The following is a 22,860-nucleotide window of genomic DNA, read 5'->3' on the forward strand; positions in this document are numbered from 1 at the left end:
TGGTGCGCCGACCGGCCCGACCGCCGGTCAGGCTCGGCCGGAGCCCATCCGGCGACGCGCGGCCAGCGCCACACCGCCGAGCAGCACGGACGCGAGCGCGGCGAGAGCGACGCCCGTGACGCCGGGCTCGACCCCGGTCGCGGCCAGGCCACCGGGGCCGACACCGGGGCCGCCGAAGCCACCGTCCGCGGCCAGCACCTCGAGCTCGGCCCAGCCGAGCACCGTCCCGTCCTGCGCCTGGACCACGATCCGGTGCGGCCCGGCCGGCGCGTTCGCGGGGATGGTCACCTCGAGGGTGTCATCGGCGTTCACCGTCACGCTGGCCAGCAGCACCGGGTCGGAGAGCATCCAGACGTGCACGGCCGTGCCCGCGCCACCCGGGAGGGTGAACACGACGGTCTCGCCCGGTTCCGCCGTCTCCGGGCCGGTGAGGTCGCCCCGGTTGTCCTCGGTCAGGTCATCGGCGGATGGTGCCGCCGGGGCCGGGTCGGTCGGCGCCGGGTCCGTGGGGTCGGTCGGGTCGGGGTCGCCCGGGCCGGCCGGGACGCACGCCGCACCGTCGGCCACCCGCAGGGAGACGCCGTCGTGCGCGGTGTCGGAGATCCACAGGGTGGTCGGCGCCGCGTCCGGGTCGGCCGAGCACCACACGAACGCGAGCCCCTCGTTCGTGTACGACGTGTTCATCCCGGTCGGCGCGTGGTGGTCCACCTGCCAGGCGAGCAGGCCGTCGACGAACGCGAACACCGAGGTCCGGTTGTCGCAGGCCTCGTCGCACAGACCCCAGAGCTCGTTGGCCCCGGCCCGCCAGTCCAGGTCCATGAGCACCGGCACCGACTCGGACGCCTGCGCGGTCTGCAGGAGCGTCGCATCGCCGTCGGACTCGAGTACCACCAGGTGCACCGCGCCGGTCTGCTCGACGGCCACGGCGAAGATCCCGCCGAAGTGCTCGCCGAAGGCGGCCGGGTCGTACGTCGCCCCGTCGGCGTCGCGGACCCCGAGTGCCGTGGCGTCGGCGTCGGAGATCCACTCGATCCCCTCCAGGCCGGCGTTCGCGCCCAGCGCCCCGGTGATCGCGGTGAGGTTCCACTCGTGGGTCGTGTCCGAGGCTCCCGAGGCACCCAGTTCCACTCGGAGCACCGACGGCCGGCTCGTGCCGCTCGCGTCGTTGTTGCGCTCGGTCGAGAGGAAGATCGCGCCGTCGCCGGCCACGCTCAGGCCCTCGGCGTCGGGCGTGCCCGTGCCCTCGGGGTAGGTCGGCACCCAGGACTGCGCGATCGCGTACAGCCCACCGGTCGCCTCAGGTGCGGCGAGTTCGAAGATCTCGCCGTTGTCGTTGTTGACGGCGTAGACGGTGCCGTCGGCGCCGAGGTCCAGGCCGGACATGTCCTCGCCCCAGGTGTCCGGGGCGACGGCCTCTCGCACGTCGTTCCCGAACGGCCACGGCGACGCGACCACCTCGGGCTCGGTGATGTCCTCGCACGCGTTGACGAGCTCGAACGTGCCCTCGGAGGTGTCCCCGAACGGGCCGGTCGGGTCCGGGCAGCGCCCGACCGTGGCGGGCGCGTGGGTCGCCCAGGCCACGGAGTCGACCACCGCGCCGGTCTCGTCCCGCACGGTGACGCTGTCCGCGCCGCCGAGCCCGAAGTGCGGCTCGGTGAGGAAGGCGCGGTAGCCGCCGGACTCGATCTCGCCGGTCAGGACCATCGGCTCGTGCTCCGGGTCCGCATCGACGAGGGTCCAGCCGGTCACGTCCACCGTCTGCGCCAGGTCGGTGTTGGCGAGCTCCACCCAGTCGCCCCGCGGGTCGCCGTTCGACTCCACCTCGTTGATGACGACGGCGTGGGTGCGCGGCCGGGGGACGTTCGCCGTACCGCGGGTCGGCGTGGTGTCGGCGAACACGCCGGTGCCGTCCGGGAGGCGGCCCTCGGCGAACGCGTGGTCGGTCCAGGCGTAGGAGTCCACCAGCCCGAGCCCGTCGGGGAGGTACATCCGGAGCTCGTCGTTGGAACCCAGCCCGAAGCCGGCGTCGGTCACGTTCGTCTCGACCACGAGGAAGGCGCCGGGCGCGATCTCGGTCCCGGGCGCGATCGGGAGCTCGCTCAGGGGGTCGTTGTCACGCAGGATCCAGCCGGACACGTCGATGGCCTCGGCACCGGTGTTGTACAGCTCGACCCAGTCCTCGCCGCCGTCCGGGTCGTCGGACATGACCTCGTTGACGACGACCGGGGAGTCCGCGTCGTAGAACTCGGGCAGCTCGCGCACCACGTTGGCCGCGCCCGGCGTGGGCTCGGTGTCGACGAAGTCGCCGGTGCCGTCCGGCACGCGCCCCTCGCTGAAGGCGTGCGCGGTCCAGGTGTAGGAGTCGATCAGGGTCGTGCCGTCGGCCAGGTAGAGCCGGGCCATGTCGTCGCTGCCGAGCCCGAAGCCGTTCTCGCCGGAGTCGGGCTCGATGACGTAGAACCCGCCCGGTGCGATCGTCACGTCGGGCAGCGCCAGGGTGCGCGAGTCGTTGTCGTCGCGCAGGATCCAGCCGGTCACCGTGACCGGGTCGGTGCCGACGTTCGTGAGTTCGACGAAGTCGGGGGCGTCGTCGGCGCTGTTGGACTGCACCTCGTTGATGCGGATGTCGGTCTCGGCGGCCTGGGCCGCGGCCGGCGCGATGAGCACGGCGCCGAGGCCGAGGCCGAGGGCGCCGGCCGCGGCAAGTGGAGCGGGGATGGGTCGACGCACGGGTTCTCCTATGGTGTTGGGGGTGCGCCGATCCTTGCGGGCACAGGCGAACGCCCGGTGAACGGCCGGGGTTCTGCGGATGACCGCGGGGACTCGGGTGGCGGCGGCCGACCGGCGCGGTGGAGGCGGTCGACGCAACCGAGTGGCATGCTGCCAGGCGTGCGGGAAGACTGGGTGGACCTCGCGAAGGGCATCGCGATCGTCCTGGTGGTGTCGTTCCACGCCGTCGTCTTTCCCGCGAGCCTCGGTCTGGTGCAGGAGTGGCGAGACCTTGCCGCGTTGCTCGACACGTTCCGGATGCCGTTCTTCTTCTTCACCTCCGGGCTGTTCGCGGCGAAGGCCCTGCGCGCCAGCCTCGGCGCCCTGTGGCGCACTCGGGTGGCGCGGCTGCTCTGGCTCTTCGTGCTCTGGAGCGTGATCTGGTTCGCTGCCTTCTACGCGGCGCCCCCGCTCGGCACGAGCAGGATCGGGCAACGGCCGGACGAACTCGTCCTGCTGTTCCTCTCGCCCAACCAGAACACCTGGTACGTGTACGCGCTGGCGCTGTACTTCCTGCTGGCGTGGGCGTTGCGTCGGTTGCCCACGGCACTCCAGATCGGACTTGCCGCCGCGTTGGCGGTGGCGTTCGACGTCGGCCTGCTCGACGCCACCAACGGCGCGGTGGACCGCATGGGCCGCGGCTTCGTGTGGTTCCTGGTGGCCGTACATCTGGGCCCCCGGGTGCGTGCGCTCGCCCCGCGGGTGCGGTGGTGGCACCCGCTGCTCGCCCTGACGATGTACGGGAGCGCCGCGATGCTGGTCGACCTCAACGGTGTCAAGGATGCCCCGTTCGTGCGGCTCACCCTGGCTGCGCTCGCCGTGCTCGCCGGGTGCGCCCTCGCGGTGGCCCTGAGCCGCGTCGCAGCGCTGGACTGGCTCCGGGCCCTGGGTCGGCGCACCCTCGAGGTCTACCTCGTGCACTTCTACGTGATCCTGGGCCTGTGCCTGCTGCTCGCGCCCGTCGCGGCCCGGATCGCCGAGTCGCGGGTGCTCGACCTCACCCTGCCACTGCTCCTGACGGCGGTGGCGGTGCTGGTCCCGCTGGGGGTGCGGCGCCTCACCCGCCGTCTCACCTGGCTCTGGGACCGACCACACCTCGCGCCACGTGAGGACATGGAGGTGGTCACGGTCTCCGGATGACGCGCGCGAGGGCGCGCCCGTCACGGGCACCCAGGGATGCGATCTAGGCTCGAGCGGTGAGCGAACGCACCCCCCGCACGCCCCGTGTGCGTGCCTCCGAACTGGTCGGCCGCGGCTGGCTGAACACCGGCGGCGCCGAGATCTCCCTCGCGGACCTGCGCGGCAAGATCGTCATCCTCGACTTCTGGACGTTCTGCTGCATCAATTGCCTGCACGTCCTGGACGAGCTGCGCGACCTCGAGGAGCGGCACCGGGACAGCCTCGTGATCGTCGGCGTGCACTCGCCGAAGTTCGTCCACGAGGCGGACCCTGACGCGCTCGTGGCCGCCGTGGAGCGGTACGGCGTGGCCCACCCGGTCCTCGACGATCCCGAGCTGGTGACCTGGTCCGCGTACACGGCGCGCGCGTGGCCGACCCTCGTCGTGATCGACCCGGAGGGTTACATCGTCGCCCACATGGCGGGGGAGGGGCACGCCCCGAACCTGGAGGTCCTGATCGCCGACCTGATCGCCGAGCACGACGCGAAGGGGACCCTGCACGCCGGCGACGGCCCGTACGTGGCGCCCGCACCGCCGTCGGGCACGCTGCGGTTCCCAGCGAAGGTGATCGAGCTGCCGGGCGGCAACCTGCTCGTCGCGGACGCCGGCCACCACAGCCTGGTCGAACTCGAGCCCGACGGCGAGACGTTCGTCCGCAGGATCGGTTCCGGTGAGCGGGGGGCGGCGGACGGCCCGGCGGACGTCGCACGGTTCAACGAGCCGAACGGGCTGTGCCTGGTCCCGGAGGAGCTGCGCGCATGGAGCGGCTACGACGTGATCGTCGCCGACACCGTGAACCACCGGCTGCGCGGCGTGCGGCTATCCGACGGGCAGGTCAGCACGGTCGCCGGCACCGGACGCCCCTACCGGGTCGGCGCCCCGGACAACACCGATGAGCCCCGCGACGGCGTCTCCGGCGCCCGCCTGCAGAACCTCTCCTCGCCCTGGGACGTGGCCTGGGTGCCGCGGATCGGCGGCTTCCTCGTGGCGATGGCCGGCACCCACACCCTCTGGGAGTTCGACGACCAGCAGGACCACGTGTGGCACGTCGGCGGCACCATGAACGAGGGGCTGGTGAGCGGGGAGATCCGGCAGGCCTGGTTCGCCCAGCCGTCCGGCCTGGCGGCCGACGACGACGGCCGGGTCTGGGTGGCGGACGCGGAGACGTCCGCCCTCCGGCTCGTGCACTTCACCGGCGGCTTCGACGCGGACGTGAGCACCGCCGTCGGGCAGGGTCTGTTCGAGTTCGGCCACGTCGACGGGCCGGCGGCGGACGCGCTCCTGCAGCACCCGCTCGACGTGTGCCTGCTCCCGGACGGCACGGTCGCGATCGCCGACACCTACAACGGCGCCGTGCGGTGCTACGACCCGGCGACCGAGCAGGTCACCACGCTCGCCCGCGACCTCGCCGAACCGTCCGGACTGCTCGTCGTCGACGGCGGCGCGCACCTGCTCGTGGTCGAGTCCACCGCGCACCGGCTCACCCGGGTGCCGCTCGGGGAGGCCGGCAGGGTCGACACTGGCACGACGCACGACGGCGGCGCTCACCGCACGCAGCGGCCGGTCACCGACGTCGGTCCTCGCCTCGAGCTCTCGGTGGTGTTCACCCCGGCGGCCGGTCGCAAGCTGGACGACCGGTTCGGGCCGTCGACGCAGGTCAGTGTCTCCGCGACCCCGACGTCGCTGCTGCGGGAGGGCGCCGGGATCGCCACGGACCTGAGCCGCAGCCTCACACTGGGACCCGGCGAGGGCGTGCTGCACGTCACCGCCCAGGCCGCGTCCTGTGACGCCGACCCCGCCGTGGAGTTCCCCGCCTGCCACCTGGCCCAGCAGGACTGGGGGATCCCGGTGCGGGTCGGCCCCGACGGTGTCGCGGAGCTCAGCCTGCCGCTGTTCGGCTGACGGCCGCCTCAGGCCGAGGGCGCCGACAGTCCCGAGGGCACCGAGGGTTCCGGTCGGTGCAACCGGCCGAGTGCGCCGAACACCTCGGCGTTCAGGTCGAAGGCCAGGCGGGCCTCGGCGACCAGGCGCTCCCGGTCCGAGCCGGTCAGGGGCAGGGCGTCCATCGCGGCCCGGTAGCGGTCCTTGAACGGCGGGATCTTCTCGATCTGCTCGAACGTGTAGAACGCCAGGCCGTCCTCGGCGAGCCCGTAGTGACGCTGCATCATCCGCTTGATCACCTGACCGCCGGACAGGTCGCCGAGGTAGCGGGTGTAGGCGTGCGCGAGGTAGCCGACCACGTCCTCGCCCAGCCCCTCGAGGCGGTCCACGTAGCGACGGGTCTCTGGCAGGATCGTGACCCGCCGGGCGTGCTCGGCCCCGATGAGGAACGCGAGGTCCGTGGCCAGGGCGTCCCCCCGGCGCAGCTCGTCGAAGACGAGCCCGGCGCCGGTGGGTGTCCTGCGGACACGGTCGCCGGCGGACTCGAGCGCGGCGTAGATCGCGCGATGCTGGACGGCCAGGGCGGCGTAGGCCGCCACGTCGAGGTGGCCGCCCATGAGGTTCTGCACGAAGCCGGTGGACTCGGCGCGCTCGTGGGCGTCCCGCGTGGCCGAGCGCAGGAGCAGGCTCGCGGGCTCGTCGAGGTCGGCGGCGGCCTGGGTGGGACTGAGGGTCATGTGACAACTTTCGCGACGATGTGTCAGGAAGATATCCCAAGATAGGTGAGTCTTACCTAACTTCGCAAGTGTGGGCCAACGGGGCGTCGAGGGCAACCATGTGGAGGTCCGCCCGATCAGACCAGGTCGGTGACCGGGGTGAGCAGGTAGCGCCCGACCATGCCGACCGATCCGGCGAGGGAGTCCAGATAGGCGGCCTCCACCGAGCCGGACCCGCGCAGTTCCCAGAGGACCTCGGCATTCGCCCAGGCCGCCTCCCGCGCCTTCGCGATGCTCCAGGTGGCGATCAGGTTCGCGACCGGGGCGAACCGGCGGTCGGCCTCGAGGGCGAGGCCGCTCAGGAAGGACTGGCGGACCTCCTCCTGCACCAGGGCGAGGACGTCGGTGACCCTCCGGTAGTCGGCCCGCACGCCCGGACTGTCCGGGGTCAGGCCCAATTGACGGCAGGTGCGCACGACCGCGAGGCCGAGATCGTGGTTGATGTGGGCGTTCATCCCGGCCAGGGCGAACTGGATGGGAGCGCGCCGGGAGTCGGCGCGATCGGCGAACACCGGCGCCCAGGCGCGGTTCGGGGAGGGCGCGGACGCCGCCTCGAGGTAGTAGCCGGCGAAGACCACGTCCAGGCGGGTCAGGAACTCCCGGTCGGCGAAGCGGCCCGCGGTGATCTCGTCGCCGACGAGCGCCGTGACCCGCCGGTACATGGCGTGGAAGGCACCGACGCCGTCGCCCGTGGGGAAGCCGGAGCCGAGCAGGTCCAGGTGCACGAGCAGGGACTCGATGTCCGGGTGCTGCTCGGCGGGCGCCGGTTCGCGGCGTCGGCGGCGCAGGCGATCCCTGGCTGCGCCGAGCAGGTCGGAGAACCAGCCCATGCGCCAGACGGTAGTCCTGCAGGGCCGTTCCGGTCCGGCGAATGTCTAGGCGGGTTGGAGGGCGTCCTCGGACAGCCCGACGGCGCGCAGCACGAACGACTCGGTGGCGGTGATCGCCCGCTCGCGGTCGGGGCCGGAATCGGGAAAGGTGCGACCGGACAGGCACGAGTTGATCAGCGGGACCACGGCGGAGACGTCCTGGTCGGGCAGAGATCCGTCGGCGATGCCCGCCTCGAGGATCCGACGCAGCAGCACCTCGACCTGGATCACGTGCTCCCGCAGCCGCATCCCGGTCTCGTGGGAGACCACCGAGCGCAGGTCCGGCCCCGGAGCGAGGTGGTAGACCCGCTTGAGGCTGATCTGCTCGCGTACGTAGACACGCAACTGCTCGTGCGGGTCGTCCACCTGCGCGAGTGCCGCGGTCAGCTCGGCCACGAAGTGGGACGTCTCGTGCTCGATGAAGCTGATCAGCAGCGATTCCTTGTCGGGGAAGTGGTTGTACACCGACGTGCGCCCGACGCCGGCCCGGGCCGCGATGTCCGCCAGGCTGACGGAGTCGAAACCCGCCTCGGCCATGAGCTGCGACAGCGCGGTGAAGAGCTTGGTGCGCACATGCGCACGGTGTTCGGCGAGGGTGGAACCGATGATCTTGGGCACGGCCGCCATCATGCCACTTCGTGACATCAGAACCCAATCGGTCGTAAAACCGGGTGGTCCTGCCGGGATCAGTCGACGCTGTCGAGGCGGGCGATCTCGTCGACCGCGTCCAGGACGGCCCGCACGATCGGGACGTCCAGCGACAGCCACGTGACCGAGTCGACCTCGCTGAGGTCCAGCCAGCGCAACTCGTCGTGGTCCGCGAGCGGAGCGGGGTCGCCGTCGGTGATCCTGGCCAGCCAGACCCGCATCCGGTGTCCGTGCAGGATCGGCCAGTCCGTGTTGTCGGGGCCGTCCGGCCCGGGGACGGCGGTGCCGATCGCGACCTCCACGCCGAGTTCCTCCCGTAGTTCCCGACGCAGGGCCTCCAGGTCGTCCTCACCGGGTTCGACCTTCCCGCCGGGGAACTCCCACTGGCCGGCCAGCGACTTCGGAGCGCTCCGGCGGGCTGCGAGCAGGCGGGCGGGCGCGTCGAGGTCGTCGAGGATCGCGGCGGCGACCACGAGGGAGCGAGGGGCTGACGTCATGTCCGCCATCGTATCGACCCCGCCTATCCACAGACCTTGTGCACAGGTGTGTGTATCGCCGGCGTTTGCGCAGGTGACGCTTGTGGAGCCAGTAGGCGACGAGCGTGTGGAACCAGTGGGCGACGAGCGAACGACGCCACGGTGGCGAGCACGTGTCCGGTGGGTGTCCGGACCCTGGGTCCGGCCGGCGAGCGGATGCCCGTGCCGGCGGCCCCCGGAACGGAGCGCCGGGTGGGTCCCACGGCGCCGTCGATGCCCGGGTTATCCACAAATTTGATCCACACCTGTGTGCACAACCGGCATAACCGCAGGTGAACCTGTGGAACGAGCTGTGGGTCAACTGGGGATAAAAGAAAGCTCGGTGAACCCCTTGCGAACGGTCAGTGACGTGACTAGACATAACCCATCGAGTTCACCGACTCGGTCGCAGAGGAGGAGCACAGGCTCATCGGATGCGGGTTCGAGATCCAGGGCAGAACCGGGAGTGATCCCAGGGGACGTCAGGGAAGACGGGCCGGCACTGATGTGGCGGAGTTCAGCCGAAGCGGTCGGACCACCGGACGGGTCAACCGTTCGATGGGGCGGTAGGCGGTACTGGAAAGGCAATGATGTCCTTGCAGGCTCGGACGGCGGGGAGACCCGTTATCCACAGAGCAGGGCTCGGATGCACAACCAGCAGCGCCGACTGTACGGATCCCGGACAGCCCGGGCCCTAGCAAGTGAGGAATCGGGGAGACCCGAATCCGAACACCGCGGGGTCAGGATGGACCTTGATCCGGACAGAGTGCGGATCCTGGGACGCTGGGACCGTGCGCACCGCGTCGTCGCAGGAGTTTCGGCTCGGCAACGACGCAACCGTGTGACCCTGGGACGCCGGGGACCCACACACCCGCATCAGCGGACTCGATGCCCGGAGCGGATCCCGACGATGAACCGGTCGGTGGACTTGGTCCACGGATCGGGGGTGTGGATGACACCCGCATCGCACGGCCCGGATCGGGTACCTGTACCAGGGAAGGCTCACTGCTCAGGCAGGCGCAGCCGGCGGGCTCATCCCCAGCCGCTCATCGCCCCGGTACAAGCAAGGCCCCTCGGACGCTTACTCCGAGGGGCCTTTGCTTTGCCCCTCCATCTTGACGGGTCCGCGGTGCCACACACGCACCGACACACCCATCCGCGGTGAGACGTTCGCCACGAAGCGGGGTCCGTCCCCCGGACGCCGTTAGGGTGGAGCCGTGATCGAACTCAAGACTCCCGCCGAGATCGAGGCGATGCGACCGGCCGGTTCCTTCGTGGCAGGTGTGCTCACCGCGTTGCAGGAGGCGGCCGGTGTCGGCGTCAACCTTCTGGAGCTCGACAAACTCGCCCATGGGATGATCCGCGACGCCGGCGCCGAGTCGTGCTACATCGATTACCACCCGAGTTTCGGGGCGAGCCCGTTCGGCAAGGTGCTGTGCACCTCGGTCAACGATGCGGTGCTGCACGGGCTCCCGCACGACTACACCCTGCGCGACGGCGACCTGCTGTCCGTGGACTTCGCCGTCAGCGTGAACGGCTGGGTCGCCGACTCCGCGCTCAGCATCGTGGTCGGCACGCCGGCGGACGAGGACCTGCGGCTGATCAAGACCACCGAGCTCGCCCTCGAGGCCGGCATCAACGCGGCCACGGTCGGCAACCGGCTCGGCGACATCTCGGCCGCGATCGGTGAGGTCGCCGCCGCGAACGGCTACGGAGTGAACACCGACTTCGGTGGCCACGGGGTCGGGCGTACCATGCACGGCGAACCGCACGTGCCGAACGCGGGCCGGGCCGGCCGGGGCATGCCGCTGCGCCCGGGGCTGGTGATCGCCATCGAGCCGTGGTTCATGCTCGGCACCGACGAGATCTACACCGACCCGGACGGTTGGACGCTGCGCTCCAAGGACGGCTCCCGCGGCGCGCACAGCGAGCACACGATCGCGGTCACCGCGGACGGCCCGGTCGTCCTCACCGCGCGCGACTGACCGCCCGGCTCCGGCCGCGCACACGGCGACAGTGCTGTTGTGGCAGCCAGAACAGCACTCCCACCGGTCGGGAGCGGCCGATTTACCCTTGCCGGGTGATCGAGGGTCGCGCAGGATGGCGCCGATGAGCATGCACCCCGGCCAGGCCCCCACCGACGAGTCGCTGGTCCGTCGCCTGCTCGCCGCCCAGTTCCCCGAGTGGGCCGATTTGCCGATCCGGCCGGTCGAGCACTACGGCACCGACCACGACATCTACCGCCTCGGGGCCGACCTCGTGGTGCGGCTGCCCCGCACCGAGTGGTCCGCCCGCCAGGCCCTCACCGAGTCGGTGTGGCTGCCGCGGCTCGCGCCGGTGCTGCCGCTGCGGGTCCCCGAGCAGGTCGGCCTCGGGGAACCTGCGGAGGGATTCGCCCACGTGTGGTCGGTCTGCACCTGGCTGCACGGCGCCTCGAGCGCCCACCGCGCCCCCACCGACCCGGTGCGCGCCGCCCATGACCTCGCCGAGTTCGTGACCGCGCTGCGCGGCATCGACACCGCCGACGCGCATGAGCGTCGGCCCGGATGGCGCGGCGGACCGCTGGCCGAGTCCGACGACGGGTTCCGGGCGGCGCTCACACAGCTCGGCGACCGTATCGACGCCACCGCCGCCCTGGCCTCCTGGGACGAGTCCCTGGCCGCGGACGTCTGGGCCGAGCCCGAGGTCTGGGTCCACGGGGATCTGCTCCCCGGGAACCTGATCGCCGTGGACGGCCGGCTGGACGCCGTGATCGACTGGGGCGCCCTCAACGTCGGCGACCCGGCATGCGACCTGCAGCCGGCCTGGAGCGTGTTCGGCGGCGAGAGCCGCCGGGCCTACCGCGACGCCCTCGGCGTCGACGACGCGTCCTGGCTGCGCGGGCGTGGCTGGGCCCTCGCCCAGGCCGTCATCGCCCTGCCCTACTACTGGGAGACGAACCCCGGCATCGTGCGCCAGTCGGCCCACGCCGTCGAGCAGGTGCTCGCAGACGGCGTGCGACGCTGACGCCCGACGGCGGAACTTGCCCTTGCGTCGAGGGCTCGCCCGGCCGAGCACACCCGCAGAAGGAGGAACGATGTCACCCGATCCGACCGCCGTCCACCCGATCCCCGCCTTCGGCCGGGTGGTGTTCCTGCGGCCGCTGGTCACCGCGCCGATGATCCCGGCCCGGCCGATCCGCCAGCGGTTCTCCGATGCGGATGTGGCCCGATGACCACACTCTCGGCCCGGCCCAACACCGCGCTGCTGGTGATCGACATGCAGAACGGGGTGGTGGCCGGGCTCCATCGGCGTGCCGAGGTGGTGGCGAACATCGGCGCCCTCGTGGAGAGCGCCCGCGGCGCGGGTGCGCCGGTCGTCTGGATCCAGGACTCCGGTGCGGACACGCCGCGGGGGAGCCGGGCCTGGGAGTACATCCCGGAACTGGTCCGCGAGGAGTCGGAGACCCTCGTCCACAAGACCTACCAGGACTCGTTCGAGGACACCGACCTGGAGGAGGCCCTGGCTGCGGCAGGAGTCGGCCGGGTGGTGGTGACCGGGGCCCACACCGATGCGTGCGTCCGGTCCACGATCCACGGCGCCCTCGTCCGAGGGTATGACGTGACGCTCGTCGAGGATGCCCACGCCGCCGCGGATCTGAGCTCGTGGGGTGCGCCGCCGCCGGCGCAGGTGATCGCCCACACCAACCTCTATTGGCGCAGCCAGCGAGCACCGGGTCGGGTCGCCGAGGTCACGGCCACGAAGGACGTGACGTTCGACCGCTGACGTCTGCGCCGGACGGGCTCGGTCAGCGGACCTCGGTCGACGGGGCCGGGGGTGGCGGTCAGACCCTCGAGGGCCACCTGTGCTGCATCCACTCCGCCCACGAGGCGAAGCCGGTCGGCGGTGAATCGATCGGCTCAGTGCCGTTCAGTTCTCCTGGTGTCGGCACGTCGAAGCGGCTTGCCCAGTCCCTCAGTTCGGCTTCGGATATCGGCCACGTCGAGCCAGGGTCCGAGGCGAGTCGGAGGTCGTGGCGTCGTCGCTGCTCCTCCACGCCGATCGGGGCGTACCACAGGACCACGGAGCCGCCTGCCTGGTCCCCGGCGTACCGCAGAGCCGATCGTTCGGCACGGCTCCAGAGACCGAAATCGAGTGCGACGTTGACTCCGAGACGCACGGCGCGCAGCGCGATCGCCACGAGCCGGCCTTCGATGACGTCGCTGGCCGACGACGGATTCTCGGCGCCGTAGAGCGCCTTCATCCACTCGTCCTTGGTCAGTCGAATCGCCTCGTGCTCGACCTCGAACCGGCGTGCTGCGGTCGTCTTCCCGCAGCCTGGCAAGCCGACCGTCAGGAACAAGGTGGGCCCGGTCATGATGGGCGATCCTCACACGCCGTCGCCCGGCCCCACCAGGCGCGCCGGGAACCCGCCGGTGGCGATCGGACCCCAGGTCTCGATCGTGATCCGGATCAGCGACTTCGCCTGCCGGCGCATCGCCTCGCGGTACTCGTCCCAGTCCGGGTGCTCGCCGGAGATGCACCGGAAGTACTCCACCAGCGGCTCCACGGAGTCCGGCGGGTCGATGACCTCGGCTGTGCCGTTGACCTGCACCCAGGCGTCCCCGAACTTCTCGGACAGGACGCACACCGACGCGGCCGGCCGCTTGCGCAGGTTCACGGCCTTCGCCCGGTCCGGGTACGTCGAGATCACAAGCCGGCCGCCGGTGTCCAGGCCGCAGGTGGCCGGGGAGAGTTGCGGGCTGCCGTCGTCCCGGGTGGTGAGCAGGATGCCCTGGTGGCGGGTCCGGACGAAGTCCTCGAGCTCGGTGCGTGAGACGGTGGTGTTCGTGGCGATCTGGGGCACGGGGACTCCTCGGGTCAGCTGCGGCGGTCGGGACCAACGTAGGCGATCAGACCAGTGCCGTCGTCGGGGCGACCAGCGTCTCCACCTCGGCGACGGCGTCGGCCAGGTCCGTCTGCTCGATCGGCCACAGGTCCACGCCCACCTCGAGCGTGGACCCCGATCCCGGCGTGAACACGATGCCCCGCAGCGGGGACACGTCCCGGTAGTCCCGGCCCCAGCCGAGCACCACGTACCGGGCGTCGATGAACTGGTCGTTCGTGGGATCGGTGTTCAGCCAGCCCCCGCCGGGCAGCCACACCGACGCCCACGCGTGCGAGGCGTCCACCCCGCGCAGCTTCTCCCGGCCGGGCGGCGGCATCGTCTCCAGGTAGCCGGACACGTACCGGGCGGCCAGACCCATCGAGCGCACGCAGCCGATCAGCAGGTGCGCGAAGTCCTGGCACACCCCGGCCCGCCCGGCGAGCACCTCCGGCAGCGTGGTGGACACCGACGTCGCGCCCGGGCGATAGGTGAAGTCGGTGTGGATCCGGGTGGCGAGCTCGGCCACCACCTGCGCCACCGGGCGGCCCGGCTCGAACGACGGCAACGCGTACTCGCGCACCTCCTCGCTCAGTTCGACCATCGGCGAGGCCAGCCGGGACTCCGCGATCGAGACCGCCGCACCCGGCCCGCCCATCGGGTCCCCGGGGGCCACCGGCCGCAGCGTCCGCACCTGCTGGGCGACCTGCTCCCACGGCACCGGGGGCAGCCGGGCCGGATCCGCCCGGCGGCGCCCGGTCGAGACGACCGAGTGGCCCGTGACCCGCAGCCGCCGGTGCGGCTGCGTGACGTGGAAGTAGGTGGAACGGTTGCCGCCCCAGTCCTTGTGCTCGGCGACCACGTCCGCGCCGGGTTCGACCACCAGCCCGCTCGCGTGCACCTGCTGCCCGGCGCCGCGGCGCGGCAGCAACAGCGCACGCCCGTAGGAGGCCGTGACCTCCTCCGGGTAGGTGTAGGTGGTCGTGTGGGTGAGCCGGTAGTGCAGGTCGCCCTGGTGCGCCCTGCTCACGGCGCGCTCCCGTACGCGGCGGAACCTGCGCCGTCGGGCGGCTTCGTATCCGGCCCGACGGCGCCGGGCCGGTCGGTCTCGTCGGCTCGCGGTACCCAGGTGCCCGCCGCGTCGAGCCACTCGGCCGGCATCGGCCGGGCGAAGTGCGCCTTCGCGATCTCCGCGCCGAGCTCCTCGAGGCGCCAGCGCAGCGACTCCAGCGCCTCGGCGAGCCGGGGCCTGGCCCCGCTCCCGTCCGGGGCGACGGCGGCCACCGGGTCGAACTCGGCGAGCAGGTCGACCAGGTCCGCGAGCAGCCGGTCGCGGGCCAGCACCCGCGGCGCGGGCGTCGGCAGGGCCGCGAACCCGGCGCCGATCCGGGACACCTGGTGTGCCAGCGAGCGCGGGTTCCGCTCGTCCAGGAGCAGCAGCTCGCAGAACGTGTCCAGGCGGGCGTGGGTCTGCCACCGGCGCCGGTAGGTGATCACGGACTCGTGCGCGATCAGCAGGGACTCCAGCACGAGCGAGTCGACCGCCGGGTCCCGGTGCGTGGTCACGGTGGCCAGGAGGGTGCGGACCAGCTGCTGGGCACGCTCGATCCGGCGTCCGATGTCCATCAGGGTCCAGCCGACGTCGCGGACCATCGACTCCGCGCCGATGCCGGCCAGGGCCAGCGACCCCTCGAGCGCCCGGGTCAGCACCGGGCCGAGACCGCCGTCGGAGGAACCCAGCTGGGAACGGCGGGCGCGCTCGCGGTTCAGGGCGCGCTCGATCGACCCCATCGCGATCCAGGTGTCCGGCGCCAACTGGTCGCGCACGGCGGTCGCGGACCGGGTCATGGCGTCCACGGCGTAGGCCACGGTGCCCGGGCGGGCGGCGTCGGTCACGAGCTCGGACAGGCTCCCGGTCGTGGTGACCTGCTCGAGAGCGGCGGTGAGCACCGCCAGCGCCTGCCCGCCGTGGCTGCCGGGGGCGAGGTGGTCGTCGTCCCACCGGTCGGTGACCGCCCGGACCAGGCGGATCGTGGCCTCGGTCCGCTCGGCGTAGCGTCCGAACCAGAACAGGTCCTCCGCGGCGCCCGCCGAGATCGACTTCGCGGTGGGCCGGCGCGGACCGTCCGGCGCGCCGTCCCGCAGCCACGGGTCGCTGATCGGCTGCGGCTCGGCGGACAGGATCCACACATCCTTGGCCACGGCCCCGAGCGTCACCCGGGCCACCGTCTGGGCGTGTTCGGGGGTCACCCGGGCCAGCGCCCCGGACAGCACCTGGTAGCCGCTCGGCCGCGCCACCGCGAACGTACGCAGCACGGTGGAACGGGCCTCGAGCGCGCCGGCGCCCACCGACGGCGTGGTGGAGGCGTCCACCGGCTCCTGTCCCACCCACCGGTGCGGCTCGGCGGAGATCCGCACGGCCAGGTCCGCGCGCTCGCCGACGCTCAGCTCCCACCCGTTGTACTCCGGCCCACCGGACTCGGTCGTCTTGAGCACCAGACGGTCCAGGTTCGCGATCACGTGCGAGCACATGCTGCGCTTGCCGCACCAGTAGGTGACCGCCGACCCGAGCAGCAGGTCGGTGCCGAGCAGCTCCCGGCACAGCCTCGGCAGGTACGTGAGCAGCGCCGGGTTCTCGAGCACGCCGCTGCCGAAGGTGTTCACCACGGTCACCGCGCCGGAGCGGGCCGCGTGCACGAGTCCCGGCACCCCGAGCTTGGAGTCGCCGCGCAGGTCGAGCGGGTCGCAGTAGGCGCCCTCGACCCGGCGGATCAGGACGTCCACCGGCTCCGGCTCGTCGAGGGAGCGCAGCCAGAGCCGCCCGTCCGAGACCACCAGGTCCTCGCCCTCGACCATCGGGTAGCCGAGCATCGTGGCCAGGTAGCCCTGGTCGAACGTGGTCCGTGAGCGCGGCCCGGAGGTGAGCAGGGCGACCCGCGGCGCGTCCCCGGCCGAGGGCGGTGCCACGTCATGCAGGGCGAGCCGCATGGCGTGGTAGAACGGCCCGAGCCTGCGGATCCGGGCCTGCCGGTACAGGCCGGCGAGCACCTGCGCGATCACCCGCCGGTTCTCCATCGCGAACCCCAGACCGGTGGGTGCCTGGGTGCGGTCGGCGAGGACCAGCCAGGAGCCGTCCGCGTTGCGGGCCAGGTCCGCGCCGTGCAGGAACAACTGGTGCGGCCCCGGGATCGTGATGCCGTCCGCGGCCCGCAGGAAGCCCGGGTGGGCCAGCACGATCTCGGCCGGGAGGGCGCCGGAGCTGAGCAGCCGGCGCTGGGTGTACAGGTCGGTCACGATCGCGTCCAACAGGTGCGCGCGCTGGCGCAGCGCCGCCTCGAGACCGGCCCACTCCACCTCGTCCAGCAGGACCGGCAGCGGGTCGAGCAGCCAGGGCCGGTCCTGCGGGTCCGCGCCGTAGCGGACGCCATGGTCCTCCAGCAGCGCCTGCACGTCCGCCCGGCGGCCGGCCAGCTGCTCCCAGGACCCGACCCCGGCCAGATCCGCGAGCTGGTCCCACGCCGCCCGGGCCGCGCCGCTGGACTGCAGCATCTCGTCGTGCCCCGGACCACCGGCACGGTAGCTGGCCAGCAGATCGGTCACGGTCGCCGTCCTCGGTCGCGGGAATGAACCGAGCCGATCCTATGCCCTAAGTAAAGGACCCGCAGTGGTGCAGCGCCGAGAATTTACCTCGCGTTGACACGGACGCCCACGAGGTGGTTGCGGGTCATACTTGGCCCCGTGTACCGCCTGCCCGCCCCGCTCGCCGCCGCGATCGACGCCGTGGTGGCCGAGCACCCCGCGTCGAAGGTCGCCGCGGCCGCGCGGTCGCTGAGCGACCGGTACCTGGCCGACCACGCGGCCACCGCACCGATCATCGACTCCCGGCTGCGGGCCGCGGCGTACGTGCTGACCAGGATGCCGGCGACCTACGCGGCCGCCCGCGCCGCCGTCGAGCAGGTCCGCCTGAGCGTTCCCGACCTCGACCCGCGCCGCGTGCTCGACCTCGGCTGCGGCACCGGCGGTGTCAGCGCCGCGGTCGCGGACGCCTTCGACGGCATCGACGAACTCCGCCTGGTCGACTACTCGGCCGACGCCCTCGCGCTGGCGCAGCGCCTGCTCGCCGGTGCCGGACCGCGCCTGGTCGCCACCCAGCGCCGCCTCGGCGGCAACCCCGTGCCCGACGGCGGAGGCGCGGTCGATCTCGCGGTGTGCGGTTTCGTGCTGGGCGAGTTGGACGACGCCGCTCGCGCGGCGGTGGTCGCCGAGCTGGTCGCGGCCGCGCCGACGGTCGTCGTGGTGGAGCCCGGCACCCCGGCCGGGTACCGGAGGATCCTCGCCGCGCGCGAGCAGTTGCTCGCCGCGGGACTGACGCTCGCGGCGCCGTGCCCGCACCACGAACCGTGCCCGCTCGCCGGCGACGACTGGTGCCACGCCGTCGCCCGTCTCGAACGGACGGTCGCGCACCGGGAGGCGAAGGGCGGCAGCCGCGACTACGAGGACGAGAAGTTCTCCTACGTGGCCGCCACCCGGCTGCCCGTGGCCCGGCCCGCCGCCCGGGTGCTGCGGCACCCCCAGATCCGGCCCGGGCACGTGCGCCTGGAGCTGTGCCGGGCCGACGGGACCGCGGCCGGGGTGACCGTCTCGAAGAAGCAGGGCGCCGAGTACAAGGCGGCCCGCCGGGTGGCGTGGGGTGAGGGCTGGGGCTGAGTCCTCGAGGACCGGAAACCACTGGCACGAGCGGCGGAAGTGGCGGATGATGGAGGTCACGATCGCCACTGGAGGTGGGGCACATGAGTGCCAGCCGAGTTCCCGATCCGGTCCCCGATGTGCTGCCGATGCTCGCCCGGGGCAAACACCGCAATCCGCGCCGCGGCGCCTGCTTCATGGAGCTGGCGTCCTACCTCGCCGGTGAGCCCTGGACCGACTCACCGGCCTGCACCGACGAGTCGCTCGCGCACCTGGCGCGCCTGGTCAACGACTTCACCCCGGACGCCCACCGGCCCGCGCTCGCCCCGCTGATCCCGTCGGTGATCGGGCTGCGCGCCCTCGGGCCCGGCTTCGAGGACGAGGTCGCCCTGGTGGCCGCCATGCACGCGCTGCCGGTGGCGTCGATGGACCGGCAACGGGGCCTGGCCGTCGGGATGCTGCGCACCCTCGGCCTGGTCGACGCCTACCGGACCCGCGCCGCCGCGGAGGTCATGCGCAACGCCGCCCTGGAACTGGACACCTACGCCGACGCCAAGCGGTGGGGCCTGGCGTTCGCGGCCCGGATGGGCTCCGGCCCGGTGAACCAGTCCTCCGCCCAGGTGATCGTCGAGGTCGCCGTCCGCGGCATCGCCGAGGCCTGCGTCCCGGACCCGGCCAACCGGCTGCGGGCCCTGCTCGCCGACGTGATCGAGATGGCCCGCGACCGGGCGGGCCTGGCCACCACCGAGCCGGCCCCGCTGACCCCGCAGCAGTGGCACGCGGTGGTGACCACGGCCCGCTGAGCCCCGACCGGGTCCCCTGACTCGAAGTGCGGGTCCCGTGCGCGGTGATCGGCGGTTCGCATCAGATGCGCCGCGCCGTCTGGCACTGGCCGTACCCTCGGGCGCGCTAGCGGCCTACCGACTCCGGCCCTTGCGGTTCTGACGTTTCGAGGGCCGTCGTGGTCGGTTCGGACGCTGTCGTGGCGCTGCGCCGTCGTCGATGTCGAGTCGGGTGACGAGGCTTGCGAGGTTTCGAGGAAGCTGGTCGTGCAGGTACCCGGACAGCCAGCTACCGGATGCAGCCGCCGCCCAGACCGGCTCGCGCCGGGCGCGATCGTCGATCTGCGGCCAGAGGTCGCGCCGGCAGTTGAGCAGATCCTCAAGGACCCCGGCACCGAGGTTGCCCACGATGACCTCGTCGCCCGACTCATGTTCAAGGATCGCGTCGAGCAGCGGCAGCGGGTCGTCGGCGCACAGGGCGTAGTCCGGGACCCGGAACAACGGGTCCAGCTCGAACGGCTCGACGTGGGTGTCCGTTCGCACGTTGGTGGCATAGGCCTGCGCGAGTTCGACGATCTCGCTCGGTGGCAATTGGTAGACGAACTTGCCGCGACGAAAGCTGAGGCGCTCGGGCGAGAGCGGCAGCGAGGCCCGCACCGACTCCTTGAGATCGTCGACGAGTTCGCCCAGGAGGTAGTCGACCGGCTCGGGCGCGCTCTCGTCGGGAGGCGTGATCAGATGAGGGCGGAGCAGAGCGACGAAGGCCGCGAGTTCCTCCTCGGGAATACGAACCGCACAGGTGCCGGCAGTGATTCGCCGTCGAGCGCATCGATCACAACCTCCGTCCGTTCGACGTCACGCTCGTGGAGTGACACCCCCCGGCCCGTCATGGTGTCCACGAGCAGCTCGAACAGTCGGTCACTCATCGACGGGTGCCTCCTGCCTGGGGCCGGTGTTCCATCGCGGACGACGCGAGCGCGGCGGCGAGTTCAGCCATCGCTGCCTGAACGGACACGTGGGGCGGCCGGACCATCGGCGGAATCTTGGCCATCGTATGAGTCCCTCTGAAGCAGGGTGGGTGCCCGAATCCTATGGATCATTGTGCGGTCCGGTCAGTAATCACCCGTACCCTCGCATCCGTGGATCTCTGGGATGAACTCGGGCAGCGGGTGCTGCCCTCGGCCGCTGCCGTCGCGCTCGACGTGCGGTCGCTGTACCTCGTGCTCGGTATCGCGCTCGCGGTGGTGGTGATCCGTCCGGCGTGGAACGTGGCGCGCCTCGGCGTGACCCTCGTGCACGAACTCGGGCACGCCCTGGTGGGCGTCGTGTTCGGCCGCCAGTTCACCGGGTTCGTGCTCCGGGCGGACATGTCCGGGCACGCCGTGACCCGCGGTCCCAGCCGCGGCTTCGGGCGAGCGGCGAGCACCTGGGCCGGCTACCCGGCACCCGCCATCGTCGGCACTCTCATGGTCTGGGCCGCCGCACGCGGTTGGGCCGCGCCGGTCCTGACCGCGGTGCTTCTGATCCTCGTCCTCTCCTTGATCCGAGTCCGATCGCTCCTGACCGCCGTGGTGATGATCGGCGTGATCGCCGGCACCGGAGCCTTGTGGTGGTGGCGCACCGACGCGCTTCAGCAGCAGGTCCTCATCGGCGCCGGCCTGGTGCTCGTGGTCGGCGCGTGGCGGCACGTCGGCGCGGTGCTGCGCGATCGTGGCGGGTCGAGCGACCCGGCGGTCTTGGCCTCGTTGACCCGGGTGCCGAAGGCGCTGTGGAACCTCACGTTCCTGCTGGTCTGCGCGGCTGCCTCCTGGGTGTGTGCGGTCGAGGTGCTCGCGCTTCGCGGTTGACGCGGCCCTTCCGATCGACGCCGCGGGCGGGCCGATGAGTTTCCACGTCCGGGACGGTCCAACTGGGCATGAGCCAATTTCTGCTGTCCGTTCCGCACGACTCCGACGAGGAGCCGACCATGGAGACCATGGACCCGGCCGAGCTGGAGGCAGCCATGGCTGCCACCGGTGCGATCATCGAGGAGCTGACGTCGACCGGCGCCTTTGTCTTCGCCGGCGGGCTGATGCCGCCATCGAGCGCGATGACGGTCGACAACACCGGCGAGTCGCTGAACACCGTCAACGGCCCCTTCGTCGATGCCCCCGAGTACCTCGGCGGCTTCTGGATCATCGACGTGGCCGATGAGCAGACCGCCCTTGACTGGGCCGCGCGCGCATCGAAGGCCCTCGGCGGCCGGATCGAGGTCAGGGCCTTCCAGGTTCCGCCAGGCGACTGAGTTCACTTGTCGAGGGGATTCGGGTGGGCCCCTTACGGGCCGTCGCTCGATGGCGACATCTGCGCGCGCAACATAGGCGGCGGTATGCCCTATGTCAATACCAACATGGCCGTCCCCGTCCCGTAGCAGTGGTGGGGCGCGGACTTGGAACCCAGGCCCGTCGGCCTAGACGGTATGTAGCGACCCGGTCGCTGTGACGGGGGTGCGGGCCGGGGCCTCGCTCACGAGATTCGTGGGTTACCGAGTAGGGGCTGCCTGCTCGGCCTATCCGACATTCGTGGGAGGCCCCGGAGTTTACCGAGCGTACGAGCGTGGGGCTCGACGTGCACGCACGATCGATCGTTGCAGCAGCGATCGACGGCGTCACGGGCGAGCTCATCCAGTCCAGACTGACCCCGTCGCATGTGCACATCCGCTCCTGGCTCGCCGACCTGCCTGGCCCAGTGGCGGTGGCCTATGAGGCGGGCCCGACTGGCTTCGGCCTGTCCCGTTCGCTGACCGCGGCGGGGATCAGGTGTGAAGTGGTGGCGCCCTCGAAGTTGCAGCGCCCCAGCGGTGACCGGGTCAAGACCGATGCCAGGGACGCGGTGCACCTAGCGCGGCTGCTGCGACTGGATGAGTTCACCGCGGTCTGGGTCCCGACCCTGGATCAGGAGACCGCCCGTGATCTGGTCCGGGCGCGTGAGGACGCCCGCGGTGACTTGATGCAGGCCCGGCACCGACTCTCCAAGCTGCTGCTGCGTCAGGGCCTCGTCTACTCCGAAGGCCGCGCCTGGACCGGGGCGCATGAGGCCTGGCTGCGTCGGCAGCGTTTCCAGTCACCGGCGCTGCAGCTGGCGTTCGAGTCCGACTTCGAAGCCGTGCTCACGGTGCAGGCGCGGCGGGACCGACTCGATGAAGCGATCGCGATGGCCCAGGACAGTGAGTTCACGCCGATTGTGCGGCGACTGGGCTGTCTGCGAGGGATCAGCAACCTAACCGGGCTGGCTTTGGCGGTCGAGGTCGGCGACTGGCACCGCTTCACCGGTAACAGCATCGGCTCCTTCGTCGGGCTGGTCCCCTCGGAGTGCTACTCCGGCGCCTCACGGGTACAGGGCTCGATCACCAAGACCGGAAACACCCACCTGCGGCGACTGCTGGTCGAGGCCGCCTGGCACCACCGCGCCCGCTACGCCATCGGCAAGACCATCCAAGACCGATGGGAGCTGGCTCCAGTGGCCGCCCGCGCCCGCGGAGACGCCGGGAACCGGCGCCTGCACGCCCGCTGGAACAGTTTCCGCGAACGCCGCAAGCGGCACGTGGTCGCCAACGTCGCCATCGCCCGCGAGCTGTCCGGCTGGTGCTGGTCCCTGGCCGTTCTCGAGGAGTAGCCCACCGCTTCGCCGACCAACGTGGTGCAAGCAGCGCGTGGAGCGACCCGCGACGCAACTATGAGCAGCCCGGTCCCGCCAGGTGACGCTCGACCCTAGACACGCGGCCCGCTCCAGCCGAACACCCCGTCCTGCGGTAACCAACCCGCGCATATCAGTCTGACCGCGCGTCGCCAACGACGCGCTCACCACCGACACCGTCGACGAAGCAGAGGCGCCCGCCCCACCAACACGGGAC

22 protein-coding genes are annotated in these 22,860 nt (G+C 71.8%); 11 read left to right on the forward strand and 11 right to left on the reverse strand.

The window, feature by feature from the left end; all coding sequences use genetic code 11:
- Positions 1-27: 27 nt before the first annotated feature.
- Entirely contained in the window at positions 28-2,730 is a 2,703-nt protein-coding gene (locus EXU48_RS01945) for a lamin tail domain-containing protein (protein WP_165962652.1), read from the reverse strand.
- Between the two features lie 159 nt (positions 2,731-2,889).
- Between EXU48_RS01945 and EXU48_RS01950 the strand changes: the two genes are divergently transcribed.
- The gene (locus EXU48_RS01950) at positions 2,890-3,909 is read left to right on the forward strand and encodes an acyltransferase family protein (RefSeq protein WP_165962653.1); all 1,020 of its coding nucleotides are present in this window, start codon (positions 2,890-2,892) and stop codon (positions 3,907-3,909) included.
- A 56-nt stretch (positions 3,910-3,965) separates the two neighbouring features.
- Positions 3,966-5,849: an NHL domain-containing thioredoxin family protein gene (locus tag EXU48_RS01955; protein WP_133105878.1), complete on the forward strand. Its 1,884-nt coding sequence runs from the start codon at positions 3,966-3,968 to the stop codon at positions 5,847-5,849.
- Between the two features lie 8 nt (positions 5,850-5,857).
- On the opposite strand, the gene EXU48_RS01960 is transcribed toward EXU48_RS01955, so the two are convergent.
- The 4 genes from EXU48_RS01960 to EXU48_RS01975 all read right to left on the reverse strand — a co-directional run bounded on the left by EXU48_RS01960 (position 5,858) and on the right by EXU48_RS01975 (position 8,618).
- Positions 5,858-6,565 (reverse strand): biliverdin-producing heme oxygenase, encoded by a 708-nt coding sequence (locus EXU48_RS01960; RefSeq protein ID WP_133105879.1) that lies wholly within the window; start codon positions 6,563-6,565, stop codon positions 5,858-5,860.
- Positions 6,566-6,681: 116 nt separating this feature from the next.
- Positions 6,682-7,434 (reverse strand): DUF5995 family protein, encoded by a 753-nt coding sequence (locus EXU48_RS01965; protein WP_133105880.1) that lies wholly within the window; start codon positions 7,432-7,434, stop codon positions 6,682-6,684.
- Positions 7,435-7,479: 45 nt separating this feature from the next.
- Positions 7,480-8,091 carry a TetR/AcrR family transcriptional regulator gene (locus tag EXU48_RS01970; protein WP_133105881.1) on the reverse strand — a complete coding sequence of 204 codons (612 nt, stop codon included), beginning with the start codon at positions 8,089-8,091 and terminating at the stop codon, positions 7,480-7,482.
- A 68-nt stretch (positions 8,092-8,159) separates the two neighbouring features.
- Complete coding sequence (locus EXU48_RS01975; protein WP_133105882.1) at positions 8,160-8,618, reverse strand: (deoxy)nucleoside triphosphate pyrophosphohydrolase; 459 nt, start codon at positions 8,616-8,618, stop codon at positions 8,160-8,162.
- A gap of 1,235 nt (positions 8,619-9,853) precedes the next feature.
- Between EXU48_RS01975 and map the strand changes: the two genes are divergently transcribed.
- From map to EXU48_RS01995, 4 genes are all read left to right on the forward strand, one after another.
- Positions 9,854-10,621, forward strand: a complete 768-nt coding sequence (gene map / locus EXU48_RS01980) for a type I methionyl aminopeptidase (RefSeq protein ID WP_133105883.1) — start codon at positions 9,854-9,856, stop codon at positions 10,619-10,621.
- A gap of 124 nt (positions 10,622-10,745) precedes the next feature.
- The gene (locus EXU48_RS01985; protein WP_207947582.1) at positions 10,746-11,642 is read left to right on the forward strand and encodes an aminoglycoside phosphotransferase family protein; all 897 of its coding nucleotides are present in this window, start codon (positions 10,746-10,748) and stop codon (positions 11,640-11,642) included.
- 70 nt (positions 11,643-11,712) lie between these two features.
- Positions 11,713-11,850 (forward strand): hypothetical protein, encoded by a 138-nt coding sequence (locus EXU48_RS24705; RefSeq protein ID WP_207947583.1) that lies wholly within the window; start codon positions 11,713-11,715, stop codon positions 11,848-11,850.
- Positions 11,847-12,401, forward strand: coding sequence for an isochorismatase family protein (locus tag EXU48_RS01995; RefSeq protein WP_133105884.1), 555 nt, complete (start codon positions 11,847-11,849; stop codon positions 12,399-12,401). The genes EXU48_RS24705 and EXU48_RS01995 overlap by 4 nt, the downstream gene beginning before the upstream one ends.
- A gap of 58 nt (positions 12,402-12,459) precedes the next feature.
- Here the strand turns inward: EXU48_RS01995 and EXU48_RS02000 are convergent, their stop codons facing one another.
- The 4 genes from EXU48_RS02000 to EXU48_RS02015 are packed head-to-tail and all read right to left on the reverse strand — an operon-like array spanning position 12,460 to position 17,100.
- Positions 12,460-12,993, reverse strand: a complete 534-nt coding sequence (locus EXU48_RS02000) for an AAA family ATPase (protein ID WP_133105885.1) — start codon at positions 12,991-12,993, stop codon at positions 12,460-12,462.
- 12 nt (positions 12,994-13,005) lie between these two features.
- Positions 13,006-13,482 carry a PPOX class F420-dependent oxidoreductase gene (locus tag EXU48_RS02005; protein ID WP_133105886.1) on the reverse strand — a complete coding sequence of 159 codons (477 nt, stop codon included), beginning with the start codon at positions 13,480-13,482 and terminating at the stop codon, positions 13,006-13,008.
- A 46-nt stretch (positions 13,483-13,528) separates the two neighbouring features.
- On the reverse strand, positions 13,529-14,530 hold the full coding sequence (locus tag EXU48_RS02010) for a transglutaminase family protein (RefSeq protein ID WP_165962654.1): 1,002 nt from the start codon (positions 14,528-14,530) through the stop codon (positions 13,529-13,531).
- The gene (locus tag EXU48_RS02015) at positions 14,527-17,100 is read right to left on the reverse strand and encodes a circularly permuted type 2 ATP-grasp protein (RefSeq protein WP_133105887.1); all 2,574 of its coding nucleotides are present in this window, start codon (positions 17,098-17,100) and stop codon (positions 14,527-14,529) included. Before EXU48_RS02015 ends, EXU48_RS02010 begins: the two co-directional genes overlap by 4 nt.
- Before the next feature lie 138 nt (positions 17,101-17,238).
- Between EXU48_RS02015 and EXU48_RS02020 the strand changes: the two genes are divergently transcribed.
- Both EXU48_RS02020 and EXU48_RS02025 read left to right on the forward strand, forming a co-directional pair.
- Positions 17,239-18,207, forward strand: a complete 969-nt coding sequence (locus tag EXU48_RS02020) for a small ribosomal subunit Rsm22 family protein (protein ID WP_133105888.1) — start codon at positions 17,239-17,241, stop codon at positions 18,205-18,207.
- An 83-nt stretch (positions 18,208-18,290) separates the two neighbouring features.
- A complete protein-coding gene (locus tag EXU48_RS02025; RefSeq protein ID WP_133105889.1) occupies positions 18,291-18,989 on the forward strand; it encodes a hypothetical protein in 699 nt (232 codons plus the stop codon).
- A 114-nt stretch (positions 18,990-19,103) separates the two neighbouring features.
- On the opposite strand, the gene EXU48_RS02030 is transcribed toward EXU48_RS02025, so the two are convergent.
- Together EXU48_RS02030 and EXU48_RS02035 are read right to left on the reverse strand one after the other, a co-directional pair.
- Positions 19,104-19,625 (reverse strand): hypothetical protein, encoded by a 522-nt coding sequence (locus EXU48_RS02030; RefSeq protein ID WP_133105890.1) that lies wholly within the window; start codon positions 19,623-19,625, stop codon positions 19,104-19,106.
- Positions 19,626-19,702: 77 nt separating this feature from the next.
- Positions 19,703-19,894, reverse strand: a complete 192-nt coding sequence (locus EXU48_RS02035) for a hypothetical protein (RefSeq protein WP_133105891.1) — start codon at positions 19,892-19,894, stop codon at positions 19,703-19,705.
- Positions 19,895-20,107: 213 nt separating this feature from the next.
- On the opposite strand from EXU48_RS02035, the gene EXU48_RS02040 reads away from it, so the two are divergent.
- The 3 genes from EXU48_RS02040 to EXU48_RS02050 all read left to right on the forward strand — a co-directional run bounded on the left by EXU48_RS02040 (position 20,108) and on the right by EXU48_RS02050 (position 22,622).
- On the forward strand, positions 20,108-20,815 hold the full coding sequence (locus EXU48_RS02040; RefSeq protein WP_235856783.1) for a M50 family metallopeptidase: 708 nt from the start codon (positions 20,108-20,110) through the stop codon (positions 20,813-20,815).
- A gap of 119 nt (positions 20,816-20,934) precedes the next feature.
- Positions 20,935-21,252, forward strand: coding sequence for a YciI family protein (locus EXU48_RS02045; protein WP_235856784.1), 318 nt, complete (start codon positions 20,935-20,937; stop codon positions 21,250-21,252).
- A gap of 311 nt (positions 21,253-21,563) precedes the next feature.
- A complete protein-coding gene (locus tag EXU48_RS02050; RefSeq protein ID WP_235856785.1) occupies positions 21,564-22,622 on the forward strand; it encodes an IS110 family RNA-guided transposase in 1,059 nt (352 codons plus the stop codon).
- The last annotated feature ends 238 nt before the right edge of the window (positions 22,623-22,860 follow it).

The sequence above is a fragment of the Occultella glacieicola genome (assembly GCF_004353825.1).
In the GTDB taxonomy this organism is placed as follows: Bacteria; Actinomycetota; Actinomycetes; order Actinomycetales; family Beutenbergiaceae; genus Occultella; species Occultella glacieicola.